This is a genomic window from Streptomyces sp. NPDC020299, from assembly GCF_044387825.1.
Taxonomy (GTDB): domain Bacteria; phylum Actinomycetota; class Actinomycetes; order Streptomycetales; family Streptomycetaceae; genus Streptomyces.
Window position 1 is genome coordinate 700766 of record NZ_JBIRWL010000003.1, and the last position, 15336, is coordinate 716101.

Annotated in this window: 16 protein-coding genes; 8 read left to right on the forward strand and 8 right to left on the reverse strand. The window is 71.5% G+C overall.

Translation table 11 applies throughout. The features are described from left to right. Positions 1–148: 148 nt before the first annotated feature. A complete protein-coding gene (locus ACH45E_RS11190; RefSeq protein ID WP_361445989.1) occupies positions 149–763 on the forward strand; it encodes a M23 family metallopeptidase in 615 nt (204 codons plus the stop codon). Here the strand turns inward: ACH45E_RS11190 and ACH45E_RS11195 are convergent. Beyond that, a complete protein-coding gene (locus ACH45E_RS11195) occupies positions 760–1362 on the reverse strand; it encodes a TetR/AcrR family transcriptional regulator (RefSeq protein WP_361445986.1) in 603 nt (200 codons plus the stop codon). The genes ACH45E_RS11190 and ACH45E_RS11195 overlap by 4 nt on opposite strands. Positions 1363–1484: 122 nt before the next feature. On the opposite strand from ACH45E_RS11195, the gene ACH45E_RS11200 reads away from it, so the two are divergent. From ACH45E_RS11200 to ACH45E_RS11210, 3 genes are all read left to right on the forward strand, one after another. Then, a complete protein-coding gene (locus ACH45E_RS11200; RefSeq protein WP_361445983.1) occupies positions 1485–3080 on the forward strand; it encodes an MDR family MFS transporter in 1596 nt (531 codons plus the stop codon). Between the two features lie 127 nt (positions 3081–3207). After that, entirely contained in the window at positions 3208–3639 is a 432-nt protein-coding gene (locus ACH45E_RS11205; RefSeq protein ID WP_361445980.1) for a helix-turn-helix transcriptional regulator, read from the forward strand. Between the two features lie 77 nt (positions 3640–3716). After that, complete coding sequence (locus ACH45E_RS11210; protein ID WP_361445977.1) at positions 3717–4163, forward strand: VOC family protein; 447 nt, start codon at positions 3717–3719, stop codon at positions 4161–4163. 18 nt (positions 4164–4181) lie between these two features. Here ACH45E_RS11210 and cseC read toward each other — a convergent pair whose 3' ends face one another. The 5 genes from cseC to ACH45E_RS11235 all read right to left on the reverse strand — a co-directional run bounded on the left by cseC (position 4182) and on the right by ACH45E_RS11235 (position 8714). Further along, the gene (gene cseC / locus ACH45E_RS11215) at positions 4182–5525 is read right to left on the reverse strand and encodes a two-component system sensor histidine kinase CseC (protein WP_361445974.1); all 1344 of its coding nucleotides are present in this window, start codon (positions 5523–5525) and stop codon (positions 4182–4184) included. A 13-nt stretch (positions 5526–5538) separates the two neighbouring features. After that, complete coding sequence (cseB, locus tag ACH45E_RS11220) at positions 5539–6243, reverse strand: two-component system response regulator CseB (RefSeq protein ID WP_361445971.1); 705 nt, start codon at positions 6241–6243, stop codon at positions 5539–5541. A 153-nt stretch (positions 6244–6396) separates the two neighbouring features. Further along, positions 6397–7050, reverse strand: a complete 654-nt coding sequence (locus ACH45E_RS11225) for a hypothetical protein (protein ID WP_361445968.1) — start codon at positions 7048–7050, stop codon at positions 6397–6399. Beyond that, entirely contained in the window at positions 7038–7577 is a 540-nt protein-coding gene (locus tag ACH45E_RS11230) for a SigE family RNA polymerase sigma factor (RefSeq protein ID WP_132856486.1), read from the reverse strand. Before ACH45E_RS11230 ends, ACH45E_RS11225 begins: the two co-directional genes overlap by 13 nt. A gap of 261 nt (positions 7578–7838) precedes the next feature. Continuing rightward, positions 7839–8714, reverse strand: coding sequence for an A/G-specific adenine glycosylase (locus tag ACH45E_RS11235; RefSeq protein WP_361445965.1), 876 nt, complete (start codon positions 8712–8714; stop codon positions 7839–7841). Positions 8715–8956: 242 nt separating this feature from the next. On the opposite strand from ACH45E_RS11235, the gene ACH45E_RS11240 reads away from it, so the two are divergent. Further along, entirely contained in the window at positions 8957–9784 is an 828-nt protein-coding gene (locus ACH45E_RS11240; RefSeq protein WP_361445962.1) for a hypothetical protein, read from the forward strand. Positions 9785–9907: 123 nt separating this feature from the next. Here ACH45E_RS11240 and disA read toward each other — a convergent pair whose 3' ends face one another. Further along, entirely contained in the window at positions 9908–11032 is a 1125-nt protein-coding gene (disA, locus tag ACH45E_RS11245; RefSeq protein ID WP_361445959.1) for a DNA integrity scanning diadenylate cyclase DisA, read from the reverse strand. 81 nt (positions 11033–11113) lie between these two features. Next, the gene (gene radA, locus ACH45E_RS11250; protein ID WP_361445956.1) at positions 11114–12523 is read right to left on the reverse strand and encodes a DNA repair protein RadA; all 1410 of its coding nucleotides are present in this window, start codon (positions 12521–12523) and stop codon (positions 11114–11116) included. Positions 12524–12734: 211 nt separating this feature from the next. On the opposite strand from radA, the gene ACH45E_RS11255 reads away from it, so the two are divergent. The 3 genes from ACH45E_RS11255 to ACH45E_RS11265 are packed head-to-tail and all read left to right on the forward strand — an operon-like array spanning position 12735 to position 15333. Beyond that, positions 12735–13181: a hypothetical protein gene (locus tag ACH45E_RS11255; RefSeq protein ID WP_361445953.1), complete on the forward strand. Its 447-nt coding sequence runs from the start codon at positions 12735–12737 to the stop codon at positions 13179–13181. Next, the gene (locus ACH45E_RS11260) at positions 13178–14209 is read left to right on the forward strand and encodes a hypothetical protein (protein ID WP_361445950.1); all 1032 of its coding nucleotides are present in this window, start codon (positions 13178–13180) and stop codon (positions 14207–14209) included. Before ACH45E_RS11255 ends, ACH45E_RS11260 begins: the two co-directional genes overlap by 4 nt. Beyond that, positions 14206–15333, forward strand: coding sequence for an AAA family ATPase (locus ACH45E_RS11265; RefSeq protein WP_361445947.1), 1128 nt, complete (start codon positions 14206–14208; stop codon positions 15331–15333). Before ACH45E_RS11260 ends, ACH45E_RS11265 begins: the two co-directional genes overlap by 4 nt. Positions 15334–15336: the final 3 nt, after the last annotated feature.

A 15336-nucleotide genomic window follows, 5' to 3' on the forward strand; every position in this document is an offset into this window, starting at 1 on the left:
GTAGGGATGATTCGGGGCCGCTTACTACCTATGGCCGTAGCTGGTCCGTTTTGGGGTGAATGGTGCCGGGCTGTACCAAGGGATGGCGCCACCCGCTGGACGCAGTCGCGTCGGGTGGTTTCCCCGTTCCCGAACTCACGAGGTTTTGATGTTCCAGCGCGTCCCGTCCCGTTCCGCCCGTACGTCCCTTCTGCGCACCCGCGTCGCCGCTCTGGCCGTAGGCGTGGGCGCGTCGGCCGTGCTGGGCGTCGGGGTCGCGAGCGCCGCCGGCACGCACGAGGCCGCGGCCACCACCAAGACCGTCGCCGCCAAGCCGGCCGCCGCTGCCAAGCACGCCGTGAAGCCCGCCTGGGTCGACCCGGTGAAGAAGTACACGCTGTCCGCGGGCTTCGACCAGGCCGGCAGCCACTGGATGCACAAGCACAGCGGGCAGGACTTCGCCGTGCCGAGCGGTACGAACGTCTTCGCCGCGCACGACGGCACCGTGGTGAAGGCCGGCGGCAACGGCGCCGGTGACGGTCCCGCCTACGGCAACGCCATCGTCATCAAGCATGCCGACGGTCAGTACTCGCAGTACGCCCACCTGTCGCGGATCGACGTCAGGATCGGCCAGACCGTCAGCACGGGCCAGCACATAGCCAAGTCCGGCAACACCGGCAACTCCACCGGCCCGCACCTGCACTTCGAGATCCGCACGACCCCGAACTACGGTTCCGCGATCGACCCGGTCCCCTTCCTGCGGGCCAAGGGCGTGATCGTCTAACTTCCCGTCCCGCGGGCGCCCTCGTGCGCCTGCGTGACCAGGTCCACGGCGACCTCGAGTACGGCCTCGCGCCTCTTCTCGGGGTCGCCTTCGACGTCCTGCATGATGAACATGCCCGCGTGCAGCGTGAACAGGGCGCTGACGCAGCGGACCTGGTCGACGAGGGGCGCGTCGGGGTCGATGATGATGTCGCGCAGGCCGCGCATGCGGTCCTTGAAGGTGTCGCCGATGCGCAGTTCCCGTACCGTCGCCTGGTTCTCCTGCATGAAGCGGAAGAGCGGTTCGGCGCCGGTCAGCGCCTGGCTGTAACGCCGTACGATCTCCTGCTTCGTCTCGAGCGTGTGCGGCTGTCGCGCGCCCCACTCGATCAGTTCCAGGATCGGCTGCGTCAGGTCCTCGAAGAGGCTGACGATGATCTCTTCCTTGGTCTTGAAGTGGTAGTAGAGCGCCGCCTTGGTGACGTCCAGGTGCTCGGCGATCTCGCGCAGGGACGTCTTCTCGTAGCCCTGCTCGGCGAAGAGTTCGAGGGCCACGTCCTGGATGCGCTGGCGGGTGTTGCCGCGGCGCTGCTGCTTGGTGCCGTCCATGGTGACGCCCATCCTCGTACTCCTCGCGCTCCCGCGGAAACTTACTTGACGCCCGGCTAGTGACATCGCTACCTTCACCAGTGTAGTCAACTAGCCGGGCGGCAAGTAAGTGGCAGTCTGGGGGAGTGGGAAAGATGGCGGCGGACACAGAGGGCGCGCAAATCGTGGCAAGTGATGGAGCAGAGGGCAAAAAGCCCCGGAGCGTGCGGGTCGTCCTGCTCGCACTGATGATCGCGATGATGCTCGCGATGCTGGACAACATGATCGTGGGCACCGCGATGCCGACGATCGTGGGCGAGCTCGGGGGCCTGGAGCACCTGTCGTGGGTGGTGACCGGATACACCCTGGCGACCGCCGCGGCGACCCCGATCTGGGGCAAGCTCGGCGACATGTTCGGCCGTAAGGCCACCTTCCTCACCTCGATCGTGATCTTCCTGATCGGGTCCGCGCTCAGCGGCATGGCCCAGAACATGGGTGAGCTCATCGGGTTCCGGGCCGTTCAGGGGCTCGGCGCCGGCGGTCTGATGGTCGGAGTCATGGCGATCATCGGTGATCTGATCCCGCCCCGGGAGCGCGGCAAGTACCAGGGCATGATGGCCGGCGTCATGGCACTGGCGATGATCGGCGGCCCGCTGGTCGGCGGCACCATCACCGACAACTGGGGCTGGCGCTGGTCCTTCTACATCAACCTGCCGCTCGGCGCGGTCGCGCTGGCGCTGGTCAGCGCCGTCCTGCACCTGCCGAAGAAGCGCTCCAAGGCCCGCATCGACTACCTGGGCGCCGCGCTGCTGACCATCGGCATCACCTCGATCGTGCTGGTCACCACCTGGGGCGGCTCGGAGTACGCGTGGACGTCCGCGCGGATCATGGAGCTGATCGGCATCGGTGTCGCCGCGCTGGTCGGGTTCGTGTTCTGGCAGACCCGGGCCGCCGAGCCGGTCGTACCGCTGCACATCTTCCGTAGCCGCAACTTCACGCTGATGTCGGTCATCGGCTTCATCACCGGCTTCGTGATGTTCGGCGCCACGCTCTTCCTGCCGCTGTACCAGCAGTCCGTGCAGGGCGCTTCCGCGACCAACTCCGGGCTGCTGCTCCTGCCGATGCTCGGCGCGATGCTGGTGACCTCGATGGTCGCCGGGCGGATCACCACCAACAGCGGGCGCTACAAGGTCTTCCCGATCGCCGGCGGTGTCCTGATGATCACCGGCCTGTACCTGCTGTCGACGATGGACACCGGGACCTCCCGGTTCACCTCCGGGGTGTTCATGGCGGTCCTCGGCCTCGGCATGGGCTGCCTGATGCAGATCACCATGCTGGTCGCGCAGAACAGCGTGGAGATGAAGGACATGGGCGTGGCCTCCTCGTCCACCACCCTCTTCCGTACGCTCGGCTCCTCCTTCGGCGTCGCCATCATGGGCGCCCTGTTCAACAACCGGGTCAAGGACGTCATGGCCGAGCGGGTCGGCTCCGCGGCCTCCAAGATGCAGTCCGCGCAGCTCGACGCGGCCAGCCTGAAGAAGCTGCCGGCGGCGGCCCGGGAGGCGTACCAGCACGCGGTCTCCGCCGGTACGCACTCGGCGTTCCTGCTGGGCGCGGTCGTCGCGGTGGTCGTGCTGGTGGCGGCCTTCTTCGTCAAGGAGGTCCCGCTCAAGGGCGGACCGCAGAAGCCGGGGGGCGGCGCGGCGGGCGACGCCGACGCGGTACCGGCACCGGTCGTCGAGGCCGTCTGACCGGACAGTGAGCCGAAGGCCCCCGGAGTGTGTCCGCCCCGGGGGCCTTCGCCATGGGCGGCCGAAGTCGCGGCTGCGCGGCTGAAGTCGCGGCGCCGTTGTCAGTGCCTCGTGCCACCATCCCCGTATGGACAAACTGCGCCAGTTGCGCCTGGCCAAGGACGCCATGGACCGCGACTGGGCCGACCCGGGGCTCGACCTGGGCGCGGTGGCCGCGCACGCCGGGTATTCGCGCTACCACTTCATACGGGCCTTCAAGGAGACGTACGGCGAGACGCCCGGCCAGTACCTGACGCACCGCCGTATCGAGCGGGCCGAGGAGATGCTGCGCACCGCCAACCTGTCGGTGACCGAGATCTGCCATCTGGTGGGCTTCAGCAGCCTGGGCACCTTCTCCGCCCGGTTCAAGGCGTGGACCGGGCTGACGCCCAGCGAGTACCGGACGAAGCACGTGGGGCGCGGAGCCGCACTCATACCCGGGTGCTACGCCATGTTGTGGGCGGGAGGGTTCCGGAGGGGCCCGGGTGCCGTGGAGCGCAATTCCGGAGAAGCGGGCTGAGTCCGCTCCTGCCTACGGTGGCTGCGCAGAAGCCGGTCGGCCGTACAGGAGCCGATCGCCGTGGACAGGAGCGCGCCATGATCAGGGGACTCAAGATCTCGACCGTCTGGGTACTCGACCAGGACCGGGCCAAGGAGTTCTACACCGAGAAGCTGGGACTCGAGGTCCGCACGGACCTCACGATGGGCGACGGCGGCATGCGCTGGCTGACCGTGGGCGCCGGGAGCCAGCCCGACGTGGAACTCACCCTGATGGTGCCCGGGCCGCCCGCGATGGACCCCGAGTCCGCCGAGATGGTGAAGAAGCTGGTGGCCAAGGGGGTGCTCGGCGCCGGTGTGCTGACCACCGACGACATCCACGGCGACTACAAGACGCTCAAGGAGCGCGGTGTGGAGTTCCTCCAGGAGCCGCAGGAGCGTCCGTACGGCACGGAGGCGCTGTTCCGCGACGACTCCGGCAACTGGTTCTCCTTCACCCAGCCCCGCGAGGGCGACCTCGACATGACGAAGGGCTGGGCGAACTGAGCCCCGCGCGCGGGTGCCCTACGGCAGCATCGGGTAGCTGCCCGTAGCCGTCGGGGCGTGTTCCGGTAGCCACAGGACCGCTACCGCTCCTTCCGCCGGGATGTGGTCGGGGGCGCCTGCGGGGCGGATGTTGCGGAAGGTGAGGCGGGCGCCGAGGACCCGGGCCTGGCCGGCGGCGATGGTCAGGCCGAGGCCGTGGCCCTGGCCGGCGCGGTCCTTGCTGCCGGTGCGGAAGCGGCTCGGGCCCTCGGCGAGGAGTTCCTCGGGGAAACCGGGGCCGTGGTCGCGGACCCGGATGACCCGGCCCTCGACGCTGACCTCGATGGGCGGCTTGCCGTGCCGGGCGGCGTTGGCCAGGAGGTTGATCAGCACCCGCTCCAGGCGTCGTGGGTCGGTCGTCACCCATGACTCGTGCACCACCCGCACGGCGACGCCCGGGTCCTTGGCGGCCACCCGCCGGGCCACGAACTCGCCCAGCATGATGTCCTGCAACTCGGCCCGCTCCGAGGCGCTGTCGAGCCGGGCGACCTCCAGGACGTCCTCGACGAGCGTGCGCATGGCCTTGGCGCGGTCGAGGACCAGCTCGGTGGGCCGGCCGGGCGGCAGCAGCTCGGCCGCCGTCAGCAGCCCGGTCACCGGGGTGCGCAGCTCGTGCGCGATGTCGGCGGTGACCCGCCGCTCGGCATCCAGCCGCTGCTGGAGCGCGTCCGCCATCGCGTCCACCGCCCGCGCGAGGTCGTCGGTCTCATCCCGTACGACCCCGCCGATGGCGTCCCGCACCCGTACGTCCGGCTCGCCCTGGGCCACCTGGTTCGCCGCGGCCGCCGCCTTGCGCAGCCGTCCCGAGAGCTGCCCGCCGATGAGCACACCGAGCGCGCTGCCGCCGAGTACGACCGCGATGGAGCCGATGACCAGGGCCTGGTCGAGGTCCTTCATCACGTCGGTGCTGCGGTCGGTGAAGCGGGTGTGCAGGGACACCACGTGCCCGTCCTTCATCGGCACGGCCGCCCAGATGTCCGGCGCGTTGCCGCCGTGGTCCGTCACGAAGGTGGCCCGGCGGCCGTCCTCGACCTTCTCCCGCAGCGCCGGCGGCAGCTTCGGATCGTCGACCGCGGAGCCTGGGAAGTTCGTGTGCCGGTTCAGCGCGTAGTTCCGCTCGGGAATCTGCAGCCGCTCCAGCGCGAGGTCGCGCGCGTTGTCCAGCATCGACACCCGGGCGGCGTTGTGCACGACCAGGCTGAGCGCGATCGCCACCAGCGCGCCGACCAGCGCGATCGCCGCGCTGAGCTTCCATCTGAGCCCCGTGCGCAGACTCGCACGCTCCACGCGCCCCCTGACCCGGCGCCGAATGATCCCCCGCATGCCCCTGCCCCGCTCAGGCCTTCAGCTTGTAACCGAAACCGCGGACCGTCTCGATCCGGTCCTGGCCGATCTTGGTCCGCAGCCGCTGCACATGGACGTCGACGACCCGGGTGTCCCCGCCCCAGCCGTAGTCCCACACGCGTTCCAGCAGCTTGTCCCGCGAGAGCACGGTCCCCGGCGCCGAGGAGAACTCCAGCAGCAGCCGCATCTCGGTCGGGGTGAGCGCCACCGGCTGCCCGGCCCGCCGCACCTCCATGCCCTCGGTGTCGACCTCCAGCTCACCGAAGGTCAGCAGCCCGCCGTCCACCGGGGAAGCGGCGCCGTCCCCCCGGTCCCCGCCGCCCGCGTGCCCGAAGCGGCGCAGCACCGCGCGGATCCGGGCGACCAGCACGGCGCCGTCGAACGGCTTGGTCACATAGTCGTCGGCGCCCGCCTCCAGGCCCAGCACGACGTCGATGGAGTCGGCGCGCGCCGACAGCATGATCACCGGCACCGTCGACTCGTCGCGGATGCGGCGGCACAGGCTGACCCCGTCCAGGCCCGGGACCATGACGTCCAGCAGCGCGATGTCGGGCCGGTCCGCCCGGAACGACTCCAGGCCGGACAGCCCGTCGGGCTTCGCGGTGACCGCGAAGCCGTCCCGCTCCAGGGCGAGCTGTGTGGCCTCGCGGATGACGTCGTCGTCCTCCACGAACAGGACGTGGGTCTGGTCTGCCATCCCGGTGCTCTCAGTCCTCGTACGAATGTCGCGCTCTCGAACATGTGACGCAGGGCGCGGCGGAGCGGTTCACTCAGGTGTCCGGCTCCGAAACCCCGTGCCCGGCTCCGAAACCCCGTGCCCGGCACCGAAGCCCGCTGCCCGGCCCCGGAGTCAGGTGCTCGGCACCGGAGTCGCGTCGCCCCCGACCGCGTTGCCGTAGTCGGTGTGGTGGAAGGTCTCCTGGATGAAGCGTCCCGTGGCCCAGCTGTACGTGATCACGTTCTCGCCGGACGGGTTCGACACCGGGTCACCCTTCTCGTACACCTGTTTGGTCACCATCAGGTCGCCCCGGTCGATCTCCGCGTACACCGGGGACTCCTCGGCCCTGAACACATTCTCGTACCCGCCGCTCTGCGCGCGGTACACATACGCCCCCAGACCCACCGCGTCGCCGCAGGTCAGCACATTGACAACGACGTCGTCGACGCTGCCACCGGTCAGGTTGCCGTAGGTCACGTCGACCGGGTAGTCGTCGCCGGAGCACGGCTTGAGGTCCCGCTTGACCGATTCGGAGACCTTCGGGTCGTCCTTCACGAGCGCGACCGCGTCCACCCGCCGGAAGGTGTCGGAGGGGCTGGGCACGGGGGAGGCCCCGACGCCGGCCACCGAGTCGGAGTGCGCCGGGCCCTCGTCCCGGGTACCGGTGCCGCCGGTCGCACAGGCGGCGGCGAAAAGGCCGAGGGCGGCGAGCACGGCCGTCGCCGTGATCGCCGCCTGCAAGCTGAGTCGGGCCCAGCTGGGCCCGGACCCGATCAGGCCGCGCAACGCTCCCGCTCCTCACGCTCCAGCGCGCGTGCGTCCAGATCGCGGGCCTCCAGCTCCTCGCGGAGCCGGGCGAGCGCCCGGTGCAGCGTGCTCTTGACCGTTCCGGCCGACATGCCGAGGGCCGCGGCGGTCTCCTCCGTGGACATCTGCTCCCAGTGTCGCAGCACGACGACGCTGCGCTGCTTCGGAGCGAGAACCTTCATGATGTCCATCAGCAGGGCCCGGTCCGCGTGCTGCTCGGTGGAGTCGTCCACACAGGCGTCCGGCAGCTGCTCGGTGGGGACCTCCTCCAGCTTCCGCGCCCGCCACCACTCGGTCCGCGTGTTGATCATGACCCGGCGCAGATAGGCGTCCGCGAGCCGCTTGTCCGCGATGCCCTCCCAGCGGCCGTACGTCCGGACCAGCGCCGTCTGCAGCAGGTCCTGGGCGTCGACCGGGTCCGGCACCAGTCGGCGGGCGCTGCGCAGCAGCGCGTCCTGCCGAGTGCGGACGTACTCCTCGAACTCGAGCACCTCGCCCTGCGCCATGATCAACCGCCTCCGTTCCCCGTTTTTTCTCCGGCCCCGTGCCTGTCGTCCCCGGTGGTCTGCCGGGCACAGGGAAGAAGTTACGGAGCGGTTGTCACGGGGCTGTCCGAGCGAGCCTTCGGGTAGCACTCGGCTGTCCGTCGGTTGTGTAACGGAAATGAGTTCGGGGTAAGAGGGAGGGCTAAAAAGCCCCGGTTCAGGGCGATTTGATGGCCGGGAGCGTCCGTAACGGAGCCCCCGGCCCTGTGATGTGGCTGTGCGTCAGCCCAACGGCAGCCGGTACAGACCGCCCGGCAGCGGCTCCACCAGACCGTCCGCGACGAGCCCGTCGAGGGCGCGCGCCCGCTGCACCGGCTCGTGCCACACCCGGTCCAGCACCGCCTGCGGCACCGGGACATGCGCGTCGCGCAGCACCGCCAGCAGCTTGCCGCGGACCTGGCGGTCGGTACCGGCATACGTCTGGCCCCGGCGCGGCGGTCCCGCGTGCTCCGGCTTGCCCGCCAGCCGCCAGGCGCACTGGGCCGAGATCGGGCAGCGGTGGCAGCCCTCGTTCTTCGCCGTGCACACCAGCGCGCCCAACTCCATGGAGGCGGCGGCCCAGCGGGCGGCGATTCCCTCGTCCTGGGGCAGCAGGGAACGGGCGAGCTTGCGCTCGGCCGCCGTCGTGGCGTTCGGCGGGTACTGCACCCCCGTGACCGCCCGGGCGAACACCCGGCGGACGTTGGTGTCCAGCACCGCGTGCCGCTGCCCGTACGCGAACGAGGCCACCGCCGCCGCCGTGTACTCGCCGATGCCGGGCAGCGCGAGCAGTTGCGCGTGGTCCGTCGGTACGTCCCCACCGTGCCGTTCCGTTATGGCGACCGCGGCGCCGTGCAGCCGCAGGGCGCGGCGCGGGTAGCCGAGCCGGCCCCAGGCGCGGACCGCCTCGCCGGGGGCGTCCTTGGCGAGGTCCGCCGGGCGGGGCCAGCGGGACAGCCACTCCTCGTACACCGGCAGCACACGGCTGACCGGCGTCTGCTGGAGCATGAACTCGCTGACCATCACACCCCAGGGGCCCGCCTCCGGGCGGCGCCAGGGGAGGTCGCGGGCGTGGGCGTCGAACCAGGCGATCACGGGGGTGTGGAGCTTCTCAGTCATGGCACCTCCGATCCTGCCACGGGTTGCTTCCGTCCGGTTTGCGGACCGGCCCGGGCGGGGCGCGCCGGGTTGACGGGCGGCGCGGAGGGGCCGGTGGGCGGGCGCGGGCGGGACAGGGGTCGGAGCAGGGCTGGAACAGGAGCCCCCGTGTGCGCAGTTACCGGAATGATGATCCGGAAAAGTTGTGATCCGGGCGGCGGGTGAGGCCAGCAAGCGGCGCGATCTCTCGTAAGGTTTGCGCCGTGGGATCTCTGCGCAATCCGGTCGGGCCGCTCCCCTCCTCCATCTACTGGCGACGGAGGGTCGTACTGGTGTCGGTGGTCGCCGTGTTGGCGCTGCTGATCACCTGGATAGTCACCTCGGGCGGCTCCGGCGGCAAGAACCATGCCGGAGGGTCCGACGGAAAGAACCCCGCGCCCTCGATCACACCGGGACCGTCCGACTCGGGCCCGGCGATCAGCCAACACCCGGGCGGGCGCGACGAGTCGGGGAGCGGGGGCACCGGGAGCGGCGGGTCGAGCGGCTCCGGTGGATCGTCCGGCTCGGGGGACGGCACGGGGGCCGGGGGGTCCGGCACTTCGGGCGGGTCCGGTTCTTCAGGCTCCGGATCCGGTTCCGGCGGCGTCGGCGTCGGTACGGGGGACACGCTTCCGGCGTCCTCCAACCTGCCCAACTGTTCCGCCGGAGCAGTCACGTTGAGCCTGCGCAGCGTCCACAACACCTACTCGCCCGGCCAGACCCCCGCCTTCGAACTCACCGCGAAGAACACCGCCGGGAGCGACTGCAAGATCGACCTCGGTCCCAAGAAGGCCGTGCTGACCATCACCCAGGCCGACGACAGCGACGACTACTGGTCGTCCGCGGACTGCCCCAAGGGCGCGGGCGGGCTGGTCTTCCGGGTGCCGGCGGACAGCGCGATCACGTACACGGTGAAGTGGGACCGGAAGCCGAGTGTTCCGGAGTGTGCGACGCCGCCGGTGGGGTCGGCGAAGGCGGGGACGTATCTGGTGGAGGCCAAGGCCACGGGGTTCGCCTCGGCGCAGACGTCGTTCGTGCTGTCGGCGGACTAGCTGGTCCCGTCTCGGTGCCAGGGGGCTTCGCCCCCCGGACCCCCTGTCGGCCTGAGCGGCCTCGTCCTCAAACTCCCCCAGAGGGGGCACCTCCGGACGGGCTGAATACAGTGCTGGCCGACGTCAGACGTAACGCTCCAGGATCGACGACTCCGCCAGTCGTGACAGGCCCTCCCGTACGCTGCGGGCCCGGGCCTCGCCCACGCCGTCGACGGTCTGGAGGTCGTCGACGCTCGCGGCGAGCAGCTTCTGGAGGCCGCCGAAGTGCTCCACGAGCCGGTCGATGATCGCGCCGGGCAGCCGCGGCACCTTGGCCAGCAGCCGGAAGCCGCGCGGCGACACCGCGGAGTCGAGGGTCTCGGGCGAGCCGGTGTAGCCGAGCGCGCGGGCGACCGTGGGCATCTCGAGCAGCTCGGCGTGGGAGAGGGCGTCCAGCTCGTAGAGGGCCTCGTCGACCGTGCGGGAGCGCTTGGCGGTGGGCTCCGGTACGTAGTCCCGGACGACCAGCTCGCGCTCCGGTTCCACGCCCGCGATCAACTCGTCGAGCTGCAGGGCGAGGAGCCGCCCGTCGGTGCCCAGTTCGACCACGTATTCGGCGATTTCGGTGGCGATGCGGCGCACCATCTCCAGGCGCTGCGCGACGGCGGAGACGTCCCGGACGGTCACCAGGTCCTCGATCTCCAGCGCCGACAGCGTGCCCGCGACCTCGTCCAGGCGGAGCTTGTACCGCTCCAGCGTGGCCAGGGCCTGGTTCGCGCGGGACAGGATCGCCGCGGAGTCCTCCAGGACGCGGCGCTGCCCGCCGACGTACAGGGCGATCAGCCGCATCGACTGGGAGACGGAGACCACAGGGAAGCCGACCTGCTTGCTGACCCGGTCCGCCGTGCGGTGCCGGGTGCCCGTCTCCTCCGTGGGGATCGTCGCGTCGGGCACGAACTGCACGCCCGCCCGCAGGATCTTCGACAGGTCGGAGGAGATCACGATGCCGCCGTCGAGCTTGCACAGCTCGCGCAGCCGAGTCGCCGTGAAGTCGACGTCCAGCACGAAACCGCCCGTGCACATGGTCTCGACCGTCTTGTCGAAGCCGAGCACGATGAGTCCGCCGGTGTTGCCGCGCAGCACCCGTTCGAGGCCGTCACGCAGGGCCGTGCCGGGCGCCACGGCGCTCAGCGAGGCGCGCATCAGGCCGTCGGCACGGGAACTCCCACCGGACTTTCCGGGAGCTGCCGCCCGGTCGTTGGCTGCCACTGCACTCCTCCGGTCGCAGGTTCTTGGGCGCTCCCGTTTCGCGCACTCGGTTCGTACGGACGGGCGAGACCAGGGCAAAGTCTACCGGCGGTCCTCCGCGTCCCGTGGGGCCTCTCGGCGACGGGACCGGGGGAGGACCCGCAGCGCGTCTCCTATGTCGGCCACTTCCAGCACCTTCATCCCGGCCGGGACCTTGCCCGGATCGCCCGGCACGAGCGCGTGCGTGAAGCCCAGCCGGTGCGCCTCGGCGAGCCTGCGCTGCACGCCCGTGACCCGTCTGACCTCGCCCGCGAGGCCGACCTCGCCGATGGCGACGAGGTTCTTCGGCAGCGGGGTGTCGCTGGCGGCGGAGGCCAGCGCGAGGGCGACGGCGAGGTCGGCGGCCGGCTCCGACAGCTTCACACCGCCGACCGTCGCGGAGTAGATGTCCCGCTTGCCGAGGGCGCTGATCCGGCCCCGCTGCTCCAGCACGGCGAGCATCATCGACACGCGTGAGGTCTCGAGGCCGGACGTCGTCCGCCGCGGGGAGGGAATCTGCGAGTCGACGGTGAGGGCCTGCACCTCCGCGACCAGCGGGCGGCGGCCCTCCAGGGTCACCGTCAGGCACGTACCGGGGACCGGTTCGTCACGACGGGTCAGGAAAAGCCCGCTCGGGTCGGCGAGTCCGGTGATGCCCTCGTCGTGCAGTTCGAAGCAGCCGACCTCGTCGGTGGCCCCGTACCGGTTCTTCACGCCCCGCACCAGGCGGAGCCGGGCGTGCCGGTCGCCCTCGAAGTGCAGCACCACGTCCACGAGGTGCTCCAGCAGCCGGGGTCCGGCGATCGCCCCGTCCTTGGTGACATGGCCCACCAGCAGCGTGGACATGCCGCGTTCCTTGGAGGCGCGGATGAGGGCGCCGGCCACCTCCCGCACCTGGGCCATGCCGCCGGGCGCACCGTCGATCTCCGGGGAGGCGACCGTCTGCACGGAGTCCAGGATCAGCAGGGACGGCTTGACCGCGTCCAAGTGCCCGAGCACGGCCGCCAGATCGGTCTCGGCCGCGAGGTACAGGTGGTCGTCGATGGCGTTGATCCGGTCGGCGCGCAGCCGCACCTGGCTCGCCGACTCCTCGCCCGTCACATAAAGGGTGCGATGCTCGTCACTCGCCGACTTCGCCGCGACGTCCAGCAGCAGCGTCGACTTGCCCACGCCCGGCTCGCCCGCGAGCAGCACCACCGCGCCCGGCACCAGCCCGCCCCCGAGCACCCGGTCCAGCTCGGGCACCCCGGTCGAGCGCGCGGTCGCCTGCCGCCCGTCGATCTGCCCGATGGGCACCGCGGAACTGGTGACCCGCCCCGGCGCCGTCGTACGCACCGCGGGCGCCCCGTACTCCTCGACCGTCCCCCACGCCTGGCACTCGGGGCAACGGCCGAGCCACTTGGCCGTCTGCCAGCCGCATTCGGTGCAGCGGTAGGACGGGCGGTCCTTGGTGGACTTGGTACGGGCAGCCATGCGGAAACCGTAGCCGAGCCCACTGACAACGCAGCCAACGCCGCCGCCGACGCCGACGCCGCCGACGCCGTGGCGCGCGGGGACAGTTGTGTGGAGTTGGGGCAAGTGGCCTCCCCAGTGGGAAGGATCTCCGTACAATCAGCATTCGTCGAGACACGGCGTGTGACGTTGACGTCGTGGACCGGCCGCACCACGGGGGGAGTGTGGGCCGATGTCAGGCACTGACGCGGTCGAGCTGGCGCGGAACGTGTACGGGGGTCTCCTGGACCACGCGCTGACCACGTACGAGGGCGCCGTCGAGGTCGATCCGCGGCATGACCGCGCACCGCAGGTCGCCCGCCGGATCTCGGCGCTCTTCGACGAGCATCCCGAGTACCGGGGCGTCGCCATCCGCGTCCCCGGCGCCGCCGACGGGCGGGGAGTCGGGATCAGCAGCCGAGCCAGGGCGCGTGACGCCCTCGGCTCCGCGGGCGGCGAGCCGGGAGCCGCCGCGGACTGGGGCGCCGGCGACCGTGCCGCACTGCTCGGCACGTCGACGGGGTACCGGGTCCTGCTGTTCGCCTGCCCCACCTGCGGATCGGGCGCGGCGCGCGCGTACTACGACGCCGGAGACCTCCCCCGCTGCGCCGCCCACGGCACGATGGAGCTGGTCCGATGAAGCTCGGCTCCTCCATGCAGCCACCCGCCGGGCTCGGGGCGGGCCGGCGGTTCTTCCTGGTGGGCTACCTGCCGACGTACGCGGCGGTCTTCTTCCTCGCCCTGCTGTTCTGGGCCGGCGCGCGCGCCTGGCACCCCCCGGCCGGCGGGGGGCTCCGCTTCTCGCGGGCCTGGGACACGGCCGCCGCGCTGGGTGTGGGGGAGACGGTCCTCCTCGTGCTGGGCGTCACCCTCCTCGCCGTCCTGCTCGCCCCGCTGCAGACCTCCCTGGTGCGCCTGCTCGAAGGAGCCTGGCCGGGCCGGCTGGGACAGGCTTTCCGGGTACGCGCCCGGCAGCTGCGCCGCAAGCGGTCCTGGGAGCGGCGGGCGACACTGTCCGCCGTCGTCGTCCTGCCACCGGGCGCACCGGGCGCCGGGCCGCCGCCCACGCCCGCCTTCGCTCCGGACGCCGTCCAGCGCGCGGGCGTCGCGGGCACCGAGCTGCGCCGCCGCTACCCCCTGCGCGACCACCTGGTCCGCCCCACCGCGCTGGGCAACGCGCTGGCCGCCGCCGAGGACACCGCGGGCCGCGCGTTCGGTTACGACGCCGTGGTGGCCTGGCCCCGGCTCTACCCGCTGCTGGGCGAACAGACCCGCGCGGTCGTCGACGACCGCCGGGACACCGTGGACGCGGCGGCCAGGATGGCGGTGACCACCGCCGTCACGGCCCTGGCCGCCGCGGTCGTCCTGATGCGGACCGGCTGGTGGCTGGCGCTGGCACTCGTCCCGCTGCTCGTGTCGTGGGTGGCGTACCGGGGGGCGGTGCAGGCGGCCCTCGCGTACGGCGAGTCCGTCCACGTCGCCTTCGACCTGCACCGGTTCGCCCTGCTGGAGGCCCTCGGCGGCCGCCGCCCCGGCGCTCCCGAGGACGAACGCAAGACCGCCGAGGCATGGTGCGACCTCTGGCGTCAGGGCGTGCCGCTGCCGGCCGCCTTCCGCTACACCGCGCACCAGGATCAGGGCACGACCGGGGGACAGGGACAACCATGACGGACGCGAACGACGTACGGGACGACTACGGCCACGGCACCGGCGAGGGCGGTACCGGCCCCGGCGAGGACGCCATCGAGCATTCCGCGGGGCACTCCGCGGAGCACGGTACGGACGCCGCTCACGACGCGGAGCACGCTGCCGACGCCGCACACGAAGCGGAGCAGGAGGCCGCCGCCCTCGCCACCGTGCTGCCCTACTCGCTGATCGTCGGCCAGGACGAGCTGCGCACCGCGCTGGAGATCGCCTACGTCTGCCGGGCCGTCGGCGGTGTGCTCGCCACCGGGCAGCGCGGCACCGCCAAGACGACCACCGTGCGCGCCTTCACCAAGATGGCGGTGGGCGGGCTGCCCGTGACGATGCCGATCGGCGCCACGGACGACCGGGTGCTCGGCGGCTGGCGCATCAAGGAACTGATGAAGGGCAAACCCCGCAAGTTCGACGGCCTGCTCGTACAGGCCTCGAAGTCCAAGTCCCACATGCTGTACGTCGACGAGATCAACCTCCTCGACGACTACCTGGTCAACATCATCCTGGACGCGGCCTCCACGGGCATCCTCGCGCTGGAGCGCGACCACCGCTCGGAACAGACGCAGCACGTGGAGTTCACCCTGGTGGGCACCATGAACCCGGACGAGGGCGGACTGCGGCCCCAACTCCTCGACCGGTTCGGTCTGGTGGCCGCCGTCGAGTCCGAGTCGGAGGCCCGCAAGCGGCAGCTCATCGTGGAGCGGGTGCTCAGGTTCGAGGCCGAACGCGGCGATCCCGGCTCGCAGTGGATGGCGGAGGCGGCACGGGCCGACGCCGAGAAGCGCGCCGTCCTCGACGCGGCCCGCGCCCGCCTCGACCACGTCGAGTGCGGTTCCGCCGTCTACGCCGGCTGCGCCGCCCTCGCCGAGGGCTTCCAACTCGCCGGGCACCGCGGCGAGATCGTGCTGCTGAGAGCCGCACGGGCACTCGCCGCCATCCAGGGCGCCCCCAGCGTGACCCTGCGCCACCTCGCCGACGTGGCGAAACCGGCCCTTTTCCACCGCCGTGGGCGGGGCGACACGGGCACCCTGCCGCTGTGGGGTGACGAGGACAACGCGCAGGTGCGGGACCTGCTCGCGGACATCCGGGGCTGATCC

Bases quoted from the DNA above. Each gene is read 5' to 3' on its own strand.
- ACH45E_RS11190 (WP_361445989.1), top strand. From the start codon at position 149: ATGTTCCAGCGCGTCCCGTCCCGTTCCGCCCGTACGTCCCTTCTGCGC.
- ACH45E_RS11195 (WP_361445986.1), bottom strand. From the start codon at position 1,362: ATGGGCGTCACCATGGACGGCACCAAGCAGCAGCGCCGCGGCAACACC.
- ACH45E_RS11200 (WP_361445983.1), top strand. From the start codon at position 1,485: ATGGCGGCGGACACAGAGGGCGCGCAAATCGTGGCAAGTGATGGAGCA.
- ACH45E_RS11205 (WP_361445980.1), top strand. From the start codon at position 3,208: ATGGACAAACTGCGCCAGTTGCGCCTGGCCAAGGACGCCATGGACCGC.
- ACH45E_RS11210 (WP_361445977.1), top strand. From the start codon at position 3,717: ATGATCAGGGGACTCAAGATCTCGACCGTCTGGGTACTCGACCAGGAC.
- cseC (WP_361445974.1), bottom strand. From the start codon at position 5,525: ATGCGGGGGATCATTCGGCGCCGGGTCAGGGGGCGCGTGGAGCGTGCG.
- cseB (WP_361445971.1), bottom strand. From the start codon at position 6,243: ATGGCAGACCAGACCCACGTCCTGTTCGTGGAGGACGACGACGTCATC.
- ACH45E_RS11230 (WP_132856486.1), bottom strand. From the start codon at position 7,577: ATGGCGCAGGGCGAGGTGCTCGAGTTCGAGGAGTACGTCCGCACTCGG.
- ACH45E_RS11235 (WP_361445965.1), bottom strand. From the start codon at position 8,714: ATGACTGAGAAGCTCCACACCCCCGTGATCGCCTGGTTCGACGCCCAC.
- radA (WP_361445956.1), bottom strand. From the start codon at position 12,523: ATGGCTGCCCGTACCAAGTCCACCAAGGACCGCCCGTCCTACCGCTGC.
- ACH45E_RS11255 (WP_361445953.1), top strand. From the start codon at position 12,735: ATGTCAGGCACTGACGCGGTCGAGCTGGCGCGGAACGTGTACGGGGGT.
- ACH45E_RS11260 (WP_361445950.1), top strand. From the start codon at position 13,178: ATGAAGCTCGGCTCCTCCATGCAGCCACCCGCCGGGCTCGGGGCGGGC.
- ACH45E_RS11265 (WP_361445947.1), top strand. From the start codon at position 14,206: ATGACGGACGCGAACGACGTACGGGACGACTACGGCCACGGCACCGGC.